At 77.2% G+C, this 14,085-nt stretch carries 16 protein-coding genes; 6 read left to right on the top strand and 10 right to left on the bottom strand.

Annotated features, from left to right (window positions below; genetic code table 11):
- Positions 1-95 precede the first annotated feature (95 nt).
- Both ABD823_RS27080 and ABD823_RS27085 read right to left on the bottom strand, forming a co-directional pair.
- Positions 96-842: an HAD family hydrolase gene (locus ABD823_RS27080; protein ID WP_344864398.1), complete on the bottom strand. Its 747-nt coding sequence runs from the start codon at positions 840-842 to the stop codon at positions 96-98.
- A 214-nt stretch (positions 843-1,056) separates the two neighbouring features.
- Complete coding sequence (locus ABD823_RS27085; RefSeq protein WP_344864400.1) at positions 1,057-1,635, bottom strand: TetR/AcrR family transcriptional regulator; 579 nt, start codon at positions 1,633-1,635, stop codon at positions 1,057-1,059.
- A 91-nt stretch (positions 1,636-1,726) separates the two neighbouring features.
- Between ABD823_RS27085 and ABD823_RS27090 the strand changes: the two genes are divergently transcribed.
- Positions 1,727-2,365 (top strand): NAD(P)-dependent oxidoreductase, encoded by a 639-nt coding sequence (locus ABD823_RS27090; RefSeq protein WP_344864401.1) that lies wholly within the window; start codon positions 1,727-1,729, stop codon positions 2,363-2,365.
- A 102-nt stretch (positions 2,366-2,467) separates the two neighbouring features.
- Here the strand turns inward: ABD823_RS27090 and ABD823_RS27095 are convergent, their stop codons facing one another.
- Genes ABD823_RS27095 through dhaK form a run of 3 tightly spaced genes read right to left on the bottom strand, consistent with a single transcriptional unit; the run spans position 2,468 to position 4,478 of the window.
- Positions 2,468-2,851, bottom strand: coding sequence for a PTS sugar transporter subunit IIA domain-containing protein (locus tag ABD823_RS27095; protein WP_344864402.1), 384 nt, complete (start codon positions 2,849-2,851; stop codon positions 2,468-2,470).
- A complete protein-coding gene (gene dhaL / locus ABD823_RS27100) occupies positions 2,848-3,486 on the bottom strand; it encodes a dihydroxyacetone kinase subunit DhaL (RefSeq protein ID WP_344864404.1) in 639 nt (212 codons plus the stop codon). Before dhaL ends, ABD823_RS27095 begins: the two co-directional genes overlap by 4 nt.
- Positions 3,486-4,478 carry a dihydroxyacetone kinase subunit DhaK gene (gene dhaK, locus ABD823_RS27105; protein ID WP_344864405.1) on the bottom strand — a complete coding sequence of 331 codons (993 nt, stop codon included), beginning with the start codon at positions 4,476-4,478 and terminating at the stop codon, positions 3,486-3,488. Before dhaK ends, dhaL begins: the two co-directional genes overlap by 1 nt.
- 93 nt (positions 4,479-4,571) lie before the next feature.
- Between dhaK and ABD823_RS27110 the strand changes: the two genes are divergently transcribed.
- The 5 genes from ABD823_RS27110 to ABD823_RS27130 all read left to right on the top strand — a co-directional run bounded on the left by ABD823_RS27110 (position 4,572) and on the right by ABD823_RS27130 (position 8,339).
- Positions 4,572-5,372: a sulfite exporter TauE/SafE family protein gene (locus tag ABD823_RS27110; RefSeq protein WP_344864407.1), complete on the top strand. Its 801-nt coding sequence runs from the start codon at positions 4,572-4,574 to the stop codon at positions 5,370-5,372.
- A gap of 113 nt (positions 5,373-5,485) precedes the next feature.
- Entirely contained in the window at positions 5,486-6,286 is an 801-nt protein-coding gene (locus ABD823_RS27115; protein ID WP_344864409.1) for a cyclase family protein, read from the top strand.
- On the top strand, positions 6,283-6,756 hold the full coding sequence (locus tag ABD823_RS27120) for a hypothetical protein (RefSeq protein WP_344864411.1): 474 nt from the start codon (positions 6,283-6,285) through the stop codon (positions 6,754-6,756). Before ABD823_RS27115 ends, ABD823_RS27120 begins: the two co-directional genes overlap by 4 nt.
- Positions 6,757-6,922: 166 nt before the next feature.
- The gene (locus tag ABD823_RS27125) at positions 6,923-7,666 is read left to right on the top strand and encodes a lysophospholipid acyltransferase family protein (RefSeq protein WP_344864413.1); all 744 of its coding nucleotides are present in this window, start codon (positions 6,923-6,925) and stop codon (positions 7,664-7,666) included.
- Between the two features lie 121 nt (positions 7,667-7,787).
- Positions 7,788-8,339 carry a hypothetical protein gene (locus tag ABD823_RS27130; protein WP_344864415.1) on the top strand — a complete coding sequence of 184 codons (552 nt, stop codon included), beginning with the start codon at positions 7,788-7,790 and terminating at the stop codon, positions 8,337-8,339.
- Positions 8,340-8,429: 90 nt separating this feature from the next.
- On the opposite strand, the gene ABD823_RS27135 is transcribed toward ABD823_RS27130, so the two are convergent.
- The 5 genes from ABD823_RS27135 to ABD823_RS27155 form a co-directional block, all read right to left on the bottom strand.
- The gene (locus ABD823_RS27135) at positions 8,430-9,374 is read right to left on the bottom strand and encodes a glutamate ABC transporter substrate-binding protein (RefSeq protein ID WP_344864417.1); all 945 of its coding nucleotides are present in this window, start codon (positions 9,372-9,374) and stop codon (positions 8,430-8,432) included.
- Between the two features lie 14 nt (positions 9,375-9,388).
- Positions 9,389-10,828, bottom strand: a complete 1,440-nt coding sequence (locus tag ABD823_RS27140; RefSeq protein WP_344864419.1) for a hypothetical protein — start codon at positions 10,826-10,828, stop codon at positions 9,389-9,391.
- A complete protein-coding gene (locus tag ABD823_RS27145; protein WP_344864421.1) occupies positions 10,825-11,700 on the bottom strand; it encodes an FHA domain-containing protein in 876 nt (291 codons plus the stop codon). Before ABD823_RS27145 ends, ABD823_RS27140 begins: the two co-directional genes overlap by 4 nt.
- Positions 11,701-11,726: 26 nt before the next feature.
- Complete coding sequence (locus ABD823_RS27150; protein ID WP_344864423.1) at positions 11,727-13,037, bottom strand: vWA domain-containing protein; 1,311 nt, start codon at positions 13,035-13,037, stop codon at positions 11,727-11,729.
- On the bottom strand, positions 13,034-14,085 hold a 1,052-nt coding region (locus tag ABD823_RS27155), incomplete at its 5' end, for a PP2C family protein-serine/threonine phosphatase (protein ID WP_344864424.1). The genes ABD823_RS27150 and ABD823_RS27155, both read right to left, overlap by 4 nt.

Below are 14,085 nucleotides of genomic sequence, written 5' to 3' on the forward strand. Positions count from 1 at the left end.
TTATCCGCGATGCCGGCCGGTCCGCCCGTCCCCGCGGCGTCGGCTCCCCGCTCCGGGCCGCCGCGGGTGCCGGGCCGGCCCCCCCGGGGCCGGTGTCAGGCCCGCGGGAGCCCGGCCGGTGCGCCGCAGAGCGCGGAGCGCAGCCGCGGGGCGTCGGTGAACAGCACCGATTCGATGCCGAGGGCCTCGGCGGCCCGGACGTTCTCCTCGCGGTCGTCGACGAACAGCAGGTCGCCGGGGTCCGCGCCCAGCCGCTCGCACACCTGCCGGAACATCCGCGGGTCCGGTTTGGCCAGGCGCAGGTCGGCGCTGAAGAACCGGCTCCGGAACAGGCGGGCCCAGGGGTGGCCGTCGATCAGCCGGGCCAGCTCCACCGGGGCGTTCGAGAGCAGGGCCAGGGGGACGCCGGCGCCGGCCAGCTCCTCCAGGACCGCGACGGTGTCGTGGTTCAGGTGCGTCCAGGCCCGCAGGTCGAGGGCGACCAGGACCTCCAGGAGGTCCGGGTCGAAGGCTCTGTCCAGCCGTGCGCAGACGCCGCTCCAGAAGCGGGAGGCGTCCGCGTCGCCGGTGTCGTAGTCGCGGCGCCCTGCCCAGTATTCCGGCCAGAACCGCTCCGGTGCGACGTCCAGGGTCCGGGGCAGCAGGGCGCCCGCCTGCTCGGGCGGCGGGAGGCTGATGACCCCGGCGTAGTCGAAGACGACCCACCGGGCGGTCCTCCCCCGGCCGGCGGGGGCGGCGGCCGTCCCGGACGCGGCCGGCCGGTGCGGCGCCTTCCCCCGTGCGGCGCGTTCCCCGGACCGCCGGGAGCGGCCTCCCGCCGGGACGCCTGCGCGCGGCTCCATGACCATGGCACCTCCGTCCGGGCCGACCGGCCTCCGGTCCGCCCACCCGTCGAACATCCCCGATGTTCGTACGAACGTCAACAGGGTGCGATCATAACTCCTCGGGGACGGGCGCCGCGGAAGAGGGCCGTCCCACGGCCGGTCCACGGCCGGTCCGCCGCCGGTCCGGGGTCGAGGGCGGGACGGGTGGGACGGGGGCGGGCGGTACGGTGGCTCAGACCTCCCGGACGAGCGCGCGCACGAGCGCGCGGGCCGTGTCCGCGGCCGGCTCGCGCTCGGTGAAGTTGCTCAGGAAGACGTGGTGCAGGCAGCCGCCGAGCAGCAGCGAGGCGAGCGCCTCGGGGTCGGCGTCCGGGCGCACGCGCCCCAGGGCCTGCTCGGCGCGGAGGTAGGCGGCGATCCCGGCGTTGGCGGTCTGCGGGCCCACCCCGCGCTCGCGCAGCCCTTCCCGGTAGCCGTCCAGCAGCCGCAGCTCGGAGAAGATCGAGGCGGCCATGGGGAAGCTCTCGGTGTAGAACGTGATCGCGGCCTCCGCGACGCGCTCCAGGTTCTCCCCGACCGTGCCGCGCCCCGCCGAGTCCGCCAGCGCGGCCAGCAGCGCGGGCAGGTCGCCGGGGAGGCGCTCCTGCAGCACGGCCAGGAACAGGTCCTCCTTGGCGCGGAAGTGCTTGTACAGCAGGGCCTCCGAGCAGCCCGCCGCCCTGGCGATCTCCTTGGTGGTGGCACGGGCCAGCCCGAGGGTGCGCATGACGTGCGCGGCGGCGTCGACGATCCGCTCCCTGGTGCTCTCCACGGGACCTCCCGTTGACAGGTGAGTGAGTGTCCACTAACTATATGGGTGAGCACTCACTCACCTGACGGAGCGGAAGACGGGGCGGTCGGAGATGAAACTGACGGTCTTCGGGGCGAGCGGCGGGACGGGCGCCTGCCTGGTACGGCAGGCGCTGGAGGCCGGGCACGAGGTGACGGCGGTGGCGCGGGCATCGTCGGCGCTGCCCTTCGCCGACCACCCGCGGCTGAGCGTGCTCCGCGCGGACGTGCGCTCCCCGGAGGAGGTCGGCCCGGCGGTCGCGGGCCGGGACGCGGTGCTGTCCGCACTCGGCGCGCGGAGCGCGAAGCCCCCCGTCGACGTGTGCGCCTCGGGCACGCGCTCGATCATCCGGGCCATGGCGGAGGCCGGCACGCGGCGGCTGCTGGTGGTCAGCGCCGGCGGGCTGTCCATCGACGGCGGCGACGGGCCGCTCACCCGGCTGGTCGTCAAGCCGGTCCTGCAGCGTGCGCTGCGGCACCCGTTCGCGGACATGCGGGCGATGGAGGAGCAGGTGCGGGCCTCCGGCCTCGACTGGACCGTCGTCCGCCCGCCCCGGCTGACCGACGGCCCGCGCACCGGCCGCTACCGCACCGACCGCGAGCGCAACATCCGCGGCGGAGTCACCCTCTCCCGGGCCGATCTGGCCGACTGCGTGCTGGCGAGCATCGGCGACCCGGCCGCGGTCGGGGCGGTGGTGCGGGTCGGCTACTGACCACCCGGGCCCGTGCGGTCACCCGGCCCGCACGGTCCGCCGGGTCCGCGCAGCCCGCGGCGCCCGCACGGTCCGCCGGGTCCCGCCGCCCCGGCGGGGGCCTCACAGCTTGCGGAAGGCCCGGGCCTCCTCGGCCGCGGCGAGCACGGCCTCCAGCGAGCCGCCCGCGCCCGCCGCGACGGCCGCCGCGATCGCGCCCTCCACGAACGGCACGTCGGCCACCACCACGCCCGGTCCCTCGAACAGCCGGGCGGTCAGCACCGAACTCCCCAGGTCGGGGATGAGGACCACCCCGCCGCCCCGGTCGGCCCTGCCGATCGCCGCCTCGACCAGGTCGGCGCTGGTGCCGAGCCCGCCGTCCCCGGTGCCGCCCGCGGCCTCCAGCGGGACGTCCGAACCGCAGATGCCCGCGGCCAGCGCCGCCGTCTCGGCGGCCAGCGGCCCGCTGTGGGAGACCAGCACGAGGCCCACCGTGCCGCGGCTCACCGTACCGCCACCGTGTGCAGCGCCCGGAGCAGGAGCGCGCCGGAGGCGGCGCCGGGGTCCTCGTGGCCGACGCTGCGCGGCCCCAGGTAGCTGGCCCGGCCCTTGCGCGCCTCCATCGGGACCGTCGCCTCCGCCCCGGACTCGGCCGCCGACGCCGCCGCCTCCAGCGCCGCCGCGAGGTCCCGCCCCTCCCGTACGGCGCGGGCCAGCGCACCGGCCGCCGGGGCGAGCGCGTCGACCATGGTCTTGTCGCCCTCGGCCGCGGCCCCCAGCCCCCGCACGCCGTCCACCGCCGCCTCCAGCGCCCGGGCGAGCTCGGCGGGGGAGACCTCGGCGCCCTCGCCCAGCGCCCGGCCGGCCTCCCGCAGTGCCGTACCGTACAGCGGGCCGGAGGCCCCGCCGACCTTGCGGATCAGCGTGCTCCCCGCCAGGGCCAGCACCGCGCCGGGGGCGGCGGGCCGCCGTTCGGCCAGGGCCGCCGCCGCGGCGGTCAGGCCCCGGTCGAGGTTCACCCCGTGGTCGCCGTCGCCGATCGCGGTGTCGAGCCGGGTGAGCCGGTCCTTCTCCGCCCGCACCGCGCGGGCGGCCTCCCCGATCCAGGCGGTGAAGAACTCCGCGTCCATCGGCGTGCCCATCAGCGCCCCCAGCGCAGGGCCGGGGTCTCGACCGGCGCGTCCCAGAGCCGGGCCAGCTCGTCGGACAGGCGGCAGACCGTGACGGAGAAGCCCTGCATGTCCAGGCTGGTCACGTAGTTCCCGACGAGGCTGCGGGCGACGCGCGCCCCCCGGGCCTCCAGCTGCCCGGCGGCCTCGGCGAAGGCGACGTAGAGCTCGATCAGCGGCGTCGCGCCCATGCCGTTCACCATGACGAGCAGGTCGCCGGAGACCGGCATGTCCTCGCAGATCGCGTCCACCGCGACGGCGACCAGCTCCCGGGCGCCGCGCATCGCCGCGCGGGCGCGGCCGGGCTCGCCGTGGATGCCGACGCCGAGCTCGGCCTCCGCCTCGCTCAGGTCGAACGACGGCCTGCCCGCGGCCGGGACCGTGCAGGCGCTCAGCGCCACGCCGAACGAACGGCTGCGCTCGCCGACCTCCCGCGCGACCCGCGCCACCTCGGCGAGCGGCGCGCCGGTCTCGGCCAGCGCTCCGGCGATCTTCTCGACGAAGAGCGTCGCACCGGTGCCGCGGCGGCCCGCGGTGTGCAGCGAGTCGCGCACCGCCACGTCGTCGTCGACGAGCACGCTCTCCACCTGCACGCCCTCCTCGGCGGCCAGCTCGGCGGCCATCCGGAAGTTCAGCACGTCCCCGGTGTAGTTCTTCACGACGTGCAGCACCCCGGCGCCGCCGTCCACGGCGGTGCTGGCCTCGACCACCTGGTCGGGCACCGGGGAGGTGAAGATCTCCCCGGGGCAGGCCGCGTCGAGCATGCCGTACCCGACGAAGCCGGCGTGCAGCGGCTCGTGCCCGGAGCCCCCGCCGGAGACCAGCCCGACCTTGCCGGGCCGCGGGCCCGCCGCGCGGAACACGATCCGGTTCTCCACGTCCACCCGGAGCCGCGGATGCGCGGCGGCGAGGCCGCGCAGCGCGTCCGTGACGACCGATTCGGCGCTGTTGATGAGCTTCTTCACAGTCGGAACATCTCCCCTGCGGAGGAGGAGGGCAAGCCCCGGGCGGGAAGTCCTTCCGCGGCCGCGCTCCGGCCGTGTGGTTGGGTTGCCGGTGTGACGGTGGCGGAGGTGCTCGGGCTGGCCGGGGTCGGAGTGGTGGCGGGCGTGGTCAGCACGGTGGTGAGCCTGGCGTCCGTCATCTCCTACCCGGCGCTGCTGGCGTTCGGCCTGTCGCCGCTGAGCGCGAACGTCACCAACACCGTCGCGCTGGTCTTCACCGGCCTGGGGGCGGCGGCCGGGTCGCGGCCGGAGCTGGCCGGGCAGGGCGGGCGGGTGCTGCGCCTGGGCGCGGTGACCGCGCTGGGCGGGGCGGCGGGCGCCGCGCTGCTGCTGACCACCCCGCCCGGGGCCTTCGAGGCGGTCGCGCCCTGGCTGATCGCGGGCGCCTCGCTCCTGCTGGTCCGCCCGCCGCGCCCGCGCCGGCGGGCCCGGTACGGCGGCGCGGGCCGTACCGGGGACGGCGACGGGCCGGGGGAGGGCGGTGCGGCGGAGCGGAGCCCGGGAGCGCGGATCGCGCTGTTCGCGGTGGCGGTCTACGTCGGCTACTTCGGAGCGGCCGGAGGGATCCTCGTGTTCGCGGTGCTCGGCGCCGTGCTCGACCAGTCCCCGGTGAAGGTCAACGCCGTCAAGAACGTGGTGTCGGCCCTGGCCAACGCGGTGGCCGCGGCTGGCTTCGCGCTCTTCGGGCCGGTCCAGTGGTCGGCCGCGGCCCCGCTCGCCGCCGGGTTCCTGGCCGGGGGCTGGCTCGGCCCGAAGATCGCCCGGCGGCTTCCCGGGCGGTCGCTCCGCTTCCTGGCCGCCGCCTGCGGCCTGGCCGTCGCGGTCAAGCTCGGCGTGGACACCTACCGGGTGTGATCGGCGGAGGCGCCGGGCCGGCGGGCACGCCCGCGCCGGCCGCCGCGTCCCGCCGGGGCGGCGCGGGTCCCGCAGGGCCCCTACCGGGGGCGGGCCGGGTGTAGGAGGATCCGGTGCAGGTCATCTCAGGAGGAGGCGTCATGTCGGTGCTGCGCGATCTGGTGGAGGGCATCCGGGGCGGCGGGATCGAGGTGATCGACCTGACCGCGCCGCTGTCGGAGAAGACGCCGATCCTCCGGCTGCCCGAGCCGTTCGGCAACACCGTGCCGTTCACCCTGAAGGAGATCAGCCGCTACGACGACCGGGGACCCGCCTGGTACTGGAACGACATCTCCACCGGCGAGCACACCGGCACGCACTTCGACGCCCCGGTCCACTGGGTCACGGCCCGCGACGGCGAGGACGTCTCGCAGGTCCCGGCGGACCGGCTGATCGCACCCGCCGCGGTGCTCGACTTCTCCGCCGAGGCGGCCGAGGACCCCGACTTCCTGCTCCGGGTGGAGCACGTGGAGGCCTGGCAGGAGGCCCACGGGCCGCTGCCGGCGGGCGGCTGGCTGCTCTACCGGACCGGGTGGGACGCCTACGCCGACGACCCGGAGCGCTTCCTCAACGCCGACGCGACCGGCTCGCACACCCCGGGCGTCTCGGCCGAGTGCGCGCGCTGGCTGGCGGAGGAGACGCCGATCGCCGGGCTCGGCGTGGAGACCGTGGGCACCGACGCGGGCGCCGCGCACGGCTTCGACCCGGCCTTCCCCTGCCACTCGTTCCTGCTCGGCGCGGGCAAGTACGGCCTGACCCAGCTGCGCAACCTCGACCGGCTCCCGGTCACCGGGGCGGTGGTCGTCGCGCCGCCGCTGCCCATCGTCGGCGGCTCGGGCAGCCCGGTGCGGGTCCTGGCCCTGGTGGAGCGGTGAACGTCGCCGAGGCGGTCGGCGCGGTCCCGCTCCGGGTGTCGGGCGCGGACGGCGCCGTGCGGGAGGCGGCGCTGGCGGCCCGGATCGCGAGGGAGGGCCGCTGGCGGGACGTGCCGTACGCCGACGCCGGCGGCGGCGGGCGGATCGATCCGCGGACCCTGTCCATCGCGCTGGACGACCTGCTCCCGGCCGAGCGGACCGTCTGCACCGACTCGGGCAACTTCGGCGCCGAGGTGCACCACTTCGGGCCGGGCGGCCACCGGCTGGACACCGTGGTCTTCCCGCCCGCCGACTTCGCCGCCATCGCGCGCGGGTACGGCTGGCAGGCGCTGAGCGTGCGGGAGCCGGCGGGCCTGGCGCCGGTGGCCGCGTGGCTCGCGGGGCCGCGGGAGCGGCCGCTGCTGGTCCACGCCCGGGTGGCCGGGGAGCGGGGGTCGTGGTGGCTGGAGGAGGCGTTCCGGGGGCACTGAGGCCCGGCGCGCCCGCCGGGTCCCGGCCGGCGGGCGCGCCGGGCCGCGGTCCCGCGTCCGGCGGGCGGCCCGGACAGGCCCCGGTCCCGGTCGGCGGCGCGGCGGGAGCGATAAATCTACAGCGTAAAGGGGCGGGGCGGGGAGCGGCCTGATGTACGGTTCAGCCATGGCTGAGATCGTGTATCCCCCGGTCATCGCGGCGGCGAAGACCATGTTCCGGCTGCTGGATCTGAAGATCCGGGTCGAGGGCGCCGACCGGATCCCCCGGACCGGCGGAGCGGTGCTGGTCAGCAACCACATCAGCTACCTCGACTTCATCTTCGCCGGGCTCGCCGCGAACCCCTCCGGGCGCCTGGTGCGCTTCATGGCCAAGAAGGAGGTCTTCGACCACAGGATCTCCGGCCCGCTGATGCGCGGCATGCACCACATCCCGGTGGACCGGGCGGCGGGCGCCTCGGCGTTCGGCTCGGCGCTGAAGGCGCTGCGGGCGGGGGAGGTCGTCGGCGTCTTCGCCGAGGCCACGATCAGCCGGTCCTTCACCGTCAAGGACATCAAGAACGGCGCGGTGCGGATGGCCGTCGCGGCGGACGTGCCGATGATCCCGGTCTCGCTCTGGGGCACCCAGCGGCTGTGGACCAAGGGCCGCCCGAGGAAGCTGCTCCAGCGGCACGTGCCGATCAGCATCACGGTGGGCGAGCCGATGCACCCCAAGCGCGGTGACGACTACGACGCCGTCACCAAGGAGCTGCGCGAGCGGATGTCCGACCTGCTGGACCGGGCGCAGCGGAGCTACCCGGAGATCCCGCCGGGGGTCTGGTGGCAGCCGCGCCACCTGGGCGGCACCGCGCCGACCCCCGAGGAGGCGGCGGCGATGGACGCGGCGGAGGCCGAGTCCCGGCGCAGGGCCTGAGCGGACCGGCCGCGCCGCCGGGCCGTGACGCCGCCGGTGCCCGTCCGTGCCATGGCGCCGCCGTGACCTGCTGCAAGCCGCGGACAGGTGGGTTGCAAGTGGCGTAGTGCACGATATGTCCATGAGTGACTCGTTCGGCGACCTCGTGGGCGCCCTCCAGCCGGGCCCCACGCCCCGGCCCGGCAACCTGCCGGGACGCGCGGCCCAGGTGCTGCTCGTCGGCTGCTGGCTGCTCGTCTGCCTGCTGCCGGTCTTCCTGGCCGTGGAGGACCTGAAGCTGGCGACCGGCAGGATCGGCACCCCCGGCACGCTCACGGTCGTCTCCTGCGAGGCGCTGGGCAAGGGCCGCTACGACTGCAGGGGCGAGTTCACCCCCGACGCGGGAGGAGCCGCGATCCCGGTGGACGCCTCCCCGGACTCCGAGGCGGGCGACGTCGTCCGGGCGCAGCTGACCCCCGAGGGGGACCGCGCGGTGAAGGCCGGGACGGCCGGCGTGATCGCCGCGCTCACGCTGCCCTCCCTCGGCATCGGGGGCCTGGGCTTCCTGCCGTACGTGGTCATGTACTTCCTCGGCGTGCGCAGGGGGCGCGGCGCGGCGGTGCTCTTCGGCTGGGTGCTCACCGCGGCCGGCACGGCGGGCACGGTCGCCGGGATGGTGGCCGCCTACTCGTGACGCGGCGGTGCCGCCCGGTGGTCCGGTGCGGCCCGGGGTGGCCCGGTGCCGCACCGGGGCGGGTGGGGTGCCGGGGGCGCGGGCGCCGGGTCAGTCGCAACCCTCGAACTGGGGGACGGTGAAGGTCAGGTCCAGCCCCGACGTGCCGAACCACTTGCGCAGCAGCCTCTCGGCGGTGCCGTCCTGGTACATGGCGGTGATGGCCCGGTTGACGGCCTCGCAGCCGTCGAGGTCGCCCTTGCGCATGCCGATGCCCAGCCGCTCGTCGGTGAAGGGCGCGTTGACGATCCGGACCTCGGATCCGGCCTCGGCGGCGAAACCGGCGAGGATCAGGTCGTCGGTGGAGACCGCGTCCACCGTGCCGGCGCGCAGCTTGGCCAGGCAGTCGCCGTAGGAGGACGCCGGGACGAGCTCGACGGCGACCCGCCGCTCCTCGGCCACCCGGCGCCAGGAGTTCGACCCGGCGGCCTGGCAGAGGCGGCGCCCCTTCAGGTCGCGCACGTTCGTCACGGCCCGGTCGCCGCCGCGGACCAGGGTGTCCTGGTGGGCGACGTAGTACGGCCCGGCGAACGTCACCTTCGCCCGGTTCTCCGGGGTGATCGTGTAGGTCGCGACGACCATGTCGACCCGGCCGGTCTCGATGAGCGACTGGCGGGTGGACGACAGCGCCGTGACGAACCTGACGTCGGCCGCCCCGATCCGCCGGGCCACCTCGGTGGCGACGTCGACGTCGAAGCCCTCGTAGCGGCCGTCGGCGCGCCTGACGCCCAGGCCGGGCTGGTCCGGTTTGACGCCGATCACCAGGGTCTCGCGGTCGAGGATCGACCCGGGGCCGTCGTTCCCGAAGACCGCCGTGGCCGCGGCGGCCAGCAGCGCCGCCACGGTCAGCAGGGCCGCCGCGGCGGTCAGGATCCCCGGGAGCGCGCCCCGGGTCCGGCGCGGGCCGCCGGCGGCGACCGCCGCGGGCACGCCCGGAGCCTGCGCGGCGCTCCCCCCGGCGGGGGACGTCCCGGCGGGGTCGGTCACAGGGCGCATGGCGCTCCTTTCCGTCAGCGGTACTCCGAGAGCCGGGGCCGGACCCCGGCGGCGATCAGCACGGCGGTGGAGGCCATGGCGACGGGGAGCAGGAACCACAGCTCGCGGATCTGCTCCTCGCCGCCGCGGATCTCCCCGGCGAAGGAGGCCCGGTGCAGCTCGGCCAGCTTCACCAGCGCGGCGTCGTAGCGCTCGAACTCCGCCTCCAGGCGGGTCATCCGCTGCTCGACGGCGCGGCGCGGCCCCAGCTCCCGCATCCGGCGGTCGGCCTGCTGGAAGTCGCGGTACCGGTCGAGCACGTCGGCGACCGCGGGCCCGCTGCCGGGCAGGTCCGTACGGGCCGCCGCCTGGCCGACGAGCCCGAGGAAGGCGGACGGGCCGTCGTCCGCCTTCCCGGCCACGGCCTTCTGGTAGGCGGCGAGGTGGCCGGCCGGCGTGTACAGCACCGACTGGGCCTTGTCGAGGTAGGTCTGCTCGTAGGTGTCGGCCCGCTCGGGGTCGAGCAGCCAGCGGCTCTGGTCGCCGTGCATGCTGGAGCCGACGGCCCGGGCCCGGGCGAGGGTGAGGACCGAGTCGAACCCGTCGCGTTTGGCGGCCTCCAGCACGCGGGCCTCGTTCCCGAGGACCGTGACCCCGGTCAGCGCGTACATCCCGGCGATGGCCGTCGCCACCAGCAGGGCGGGGTTGAAGACCCGGCGGAAGCGGCGCGCCAGGAACACCTGGAGCCAGACCAGGCAGCCGACCGCGGCGGCCCCGGCGGCCCCGGTCAGCGCCTGGCCCGCCCGGACGGACAGGCTCCGCTCGGCGTGGGCGCGGCGCACGACGGTCCCGCTCTCCAGGGTGAGGTTGTAGGCCATGGGCAGCAGTTCCAGCCGCATCAGGTCGGTCGCCCGCCGGTAGACCTCCAGCACCGGTGCGGGCGGCGGTCCCGCGGGATGGCCGGCCTGCTCGTCGAGGAGCAGGGCGCGCGCGGCGAGCCGCTCGTAGCGGCCCAGGCCGTCCAGCACGGCCTGGACGGTCCGCCGTTCGGAGGGGTCGTCGCCGGCCAGCGCGGAGGCCTGCAGCACCGCCCGGCCGGCGTCGCTCCTGCGCCGCTCGTAGATCTCCAGCGCGCGGGCGCGCCCCTTGCCCAGCCGGTGCTCGTCACCGATCAGCAGCACGTTGGCGACCTGGGCGTCCATGTCGCTGAGCGCGAAGTACAGGTCGGCGGTGGCCACGACCTGCGGCCCGGCGTCGTGGCCGATGACGTCCAGGCCCTCCCGGACGCTCTGCGCGGCGGTGAACAGGGTGCCGAACAGCACGGTGAGCGCCAGGACGGACACGGCCGTGACGAGGCGGATGCGGCCGGGCACGCTCCGCGCGCGGTACGGCCGGGGCGCGGGGCCGGGCGGGCCCGGCGGGGCGGCCGGTCCGGCGGGGTCCGGCGGGGTCCGGTGGGCCTGGGCGAGCGTCATGGGGTCCTCCCGCGCCGCAGGGTGATGAGGGTCCACGCGCCGACGTGGATGCGGGCCCCGTCGCCCACCGGGACCGGCCGGTTGGCCTCGACGGGCCGCCCGTTGACGACGGTGCCGTTGGCGGAGCCGGGATCGACCAGCGTCCAGGTGCCCGAGGGCGCGGGGAGCAGGACGGCGTGCAGGCGGGAGACGCCGGGGTCCTCGGGCGGGCCGCTCAGGTCGATCTCGGGGGCGGGTGCCCGGGAGCGGCCGGGCCGGCCGATGCGGATCTCCGTCCCGGTCAGGGGGATATCGCGCCGGGGGCAGTACGGCGGGAACACCACCCGGGCGGCGTCCGGGCCCCCCAGCGCGACCATCTCCTCGTAGTGCGCGCGGTCGGCCTCGACGGTCGCCCACCACCCGGTCTCCTGCCCCGCCGCGGGGGCCGCGGGCCCGCTCCCGCCCGCCGGGCCGTCCCCGGGCGGCACCCCGGTCCCGGGTGGCACCCCGGTCCCGTACGGTGACCCGGTCCCGGGCGGCGTTCCCGCTCCGCCCGCCGGGCCGCTCCCGTGCGGCGGGCCGCCGCCCGCCCCGGGGGCGGGCGGGGCCGCCGTCTGGTCGTGGCCGCAGTCCTCGCAGAACCGGCCGCTGACCGGTGCCCGGCAGACCGCGCACTCCTGCGGCCGTCCGGCGGGCCCCGCGGCGTGCGCCCCGCCCGCGGCGGACGGCGGTCCTGGAGGCCCCTGTGCTCCCCGGGCCCCCGGCGGGGGCGGCGCGGACGGCGAGCCGCCCGCCGTACCGGGGGCACCGGTCAGCCGGCGGCCGCAGACGCCGCAGTAGCCGTCGGCGATCCCGGCCTCACCGGGGTCGTGTCCCTCGGGGCAGGTGACCATGGCGCTCCTCTCCTCGGCCCGTCCGCTCAGTTCGCGGCGTCCCGGCCGCCGGGGCCGGGCTCCCTCCTCATGCGCGCGGTCCGGACCGACCCGGTGTCCAGTGCGATCTCGTCCGCGCGGTCCACGACGCGGCGGAGCCGGGCGGTGCCGGTCGCCGGGTCCACCTCGACGACCTTGGCGAGCAGCTTGGCGGTCTCCTCGTTGCCGGACCGCTCGGCCAGCTCCCTGGCCCGGCCGAGCCTGGCTGTGGCGGTGCCCAGGTCACCCGCGGCGCGTGCCCCCAGGCCCTCCTGGATGAGCGAGAACAGCTCCGCCTGCCCGGTGTAGTGGGCCACCCCCGGGCTGACCCGGGTGGACAGGGCGAGGTCGTCGGTCCACCGGGCCAGGACGTTCCCGCGCGCCAGGACGTCGCCCCCGCCGGGCACGACCAGCCGCACCCAGGCCGCCCGGACCTCCTGGCCGACCGCGCCGGCGGGGACCTCGACGCAGAGGTGGTACTCGCGGGTCTCCTCGCCCCAGGCGCCGGTCGGGTAGTCGCCGGTGAGCGCGTCCACCTCGGTCCGCAGGCCGGTCAGGTCGGCCAGGGCCGGCGACACCTGCTTGAGGAACCGCACCCGGCCGTGCTGCGGGGTCCAGATCCGCAGCGCGACCTCGGCCACGGCCTTGCCCATGGTGCCCTCGACCATCGCGCGGAAGTCGTCGGCCAGGTCCTCGGGGTCGCGGATGAAGCCGGAGCCGCCCAGCAGGGCCTCGGCGATCCGGCGCAGTTCGGCCGGGGCCCAGTCGGTGCCCACGCCCCGGCAGTCGCAGACGAACCTGCCCGCGCAGTCGGCCAGGGTCGCGGCGAAGGCCCGCTCGTTGTCGTTGTTGCGGCCGTCGGTCAGCAGGATGGCGTGCCGGACCGCCTGAGGGTGGTCCCGCAGCAGTTCGGCGGCGAGCCGCAGCCAGGCGCCGATGGACGTGCCGCCGCCGGCCTGCAGGCCGCGCAGGGCCTTGGCGGCCTCCGCCCTCGTGCGGTCGTCGGCCCGCGCCAGGCCCGCCCGTCCCGCGGGGTAGATCTTGTTCGCCTCGTGGGTGCCGGCGACCACGGCGAAGTGCACGCCGTCGCGGAGCGTGTCCACCGCGACCTGCGCGGCCCGCCGGGCTTCGGTGATCTTGGCGCCGGCCATCGAGCCGGACGCGTCGACGATGACCACCTCGGCCGCCTCGACGTCCCGCGCCGCCCGCAGCGCGGGCCCGGACGCCTCGACGGTGAGGACGGCGTGGACCTCCTGCCCGCCCGCGGGCAGGTGCTCGTTCTGGTCGACGCTCAGTGTGAACAGGGGCCGGTCGTTCATGCCGTCTCCTCCTCCGCGGGCCGCCCTCGCGGCGCCGGCGTGTTCGTGGTCCGTCCGCCCGGCTCGCGCACAGGCCCCTCCTCCGGAGGCGGGCCCGCCGGGATCACCAGGACGGTGACGTTGTCGCGGCCCCCCGCGTCCAGGGCGTGCCGGACCAGGGCGCGGGCCGCCTCCGGCGGCGTGCTCCCCGCCAGGAAGGGGGCCAGGGCGCCGGCCCGGGGCAGGTAGCCCCAGAGGCCGTCGCTGCACACCACCACCACGCCGGGGACCCGCGGGGCGAACGTGCGCACGCGCGCCGCGACCTCGCCGGCGTCCGCGCCGAGCCAGGCCGACAGCACGCCGGGGGCGGCGGTGTCGTCCTCGGTGAGCAGCGCGGCACCGGTGAGCGGCAGGGCGTGCCCGGGTACGGCGGGCCCGGCGGGCGGCACGGGGGCCGTGGCCTCCGGGTCGCGGTCCGGCAGGGCCGCGGGGCGTCCGTCCCGCGGGGGCGGGGCTCCGGGCGGGAGCGGTTCCCCCGGCCGGGGAGGGGCGGGCAGCCAGTAGGCCCGGCTGTCGCCCACCCAGCCGACGGTCACCCAGCCGGGTCCGGCCACGGCGGAGACGTAGGTGCAGGCGGGCGCGTCGTGCACTCCCGAGCCCAGCGCGGCCACCGCGGCCGCGGCGCGGGCGGCGGCCGTGCGGGTGGCGGTCTCCGGGTCCGCCCCGGCGGCGAGCTCGAACGGCAGCACGGCGGCGCAGGCCCCGGCCGCGGCGGCCGACGCCTCGTCCGCCCGCGGCGAGGAGGACACCCCGTCGCAGACCACGCCGACCACGCAGGACAGGGGGGCGCGGGCGCCCCCGCCCGCCGTGCCCGCCGCCACGCCCGCCGCGGCGCCCAGCGCGACCGGCGCCATGGCGTCCTCGTTGCGGGCGTGCCGCAGGCCCCGGTCGGTCACCCCCGCCGCGCCGCCGGCCTCCGTCTCGGCGTGGTCGCGGCCGGTGGGCTGCCGCAGGCCGCAGCGCTCGCAGTACCCGTCCGGGTCCACCGGGGCGGGACCGCACCGCGCGC

The organism is Planomonospora alba (assembly GCF_039534085.1).
GTDB lineage: Bacteria > Actinomycetota > Actinomycetes > Streptosporangiales > Streptosporangiaceae > Planomonospora_B > Planomonospora_B alba.

Bases quoted from the DNA above. Each gene is read 5' to 3' on its own strand.
- ABD823_RS27080 (WP_344864398.1), bottom strand. From the start codon at position 842: ATGGAGCCGCGCGCAGGCGTCCCGGCGGGAGGCCGCTCCCGGCGGTCC.
- ABD823_RS27090 (WP_344864401.1), top strand. From the start codon at position 1,727: ATGAAACTGACGGTCTTCGGGGCGAGCGGCGGGACGGGCGCCTGCCTG.
- dhaL (WP_344864404.1), bottom strand. From the start codon at position 3,486: ATGGGCACGCCGATGGACGCGGAGTTCTTCACCGCCTGGATCGGGGAG.
- ABD823_RS27125 (WP_344864413.1), top strand. From the start codon at position 6,923: ATGGCTGAGATCGTGTATCCCCCGGTCATCGCGGCGGCGAAGACCATG.
- ABD823_RS27130 (WP_344864415.1), top strand. From the start codon at position 7,788: ATGAGTGACTCGTTCGGCGACCTCGTGGGCGCCCTCCAGCCGGGCCCC.
- ABD823_RS27135 (WP_344864417.1), bottom strand. From the start codon at position 9,374: ATGCGCCCTGTGACCGACCCCGCCGGGACGTCCCCCGCCGGGGGGAGC.
- ABD823_RS27140 (WP_344864419.1), bottom strand. From the start codon at position 10,828: ATGACGCTCGCCCAGGCCCACCGGACCCCGCCGGACCCCGCCGGACCG.
- ABD823_RS27145 (WP_344864421.1), bottom strand. From the start codon at position 11,700: ATGGTCACCTGCCCCGAGGGACACGACCCCGGTGAGGCCGGGATCGCC.
- ABD823_RS27150 (WP_344864423.1), bottom strand. From the start codon at position 13,037: ATGAACGACCGGCCCCTGTTCACACTGAGCGTCGACCAGAACGAGCAC.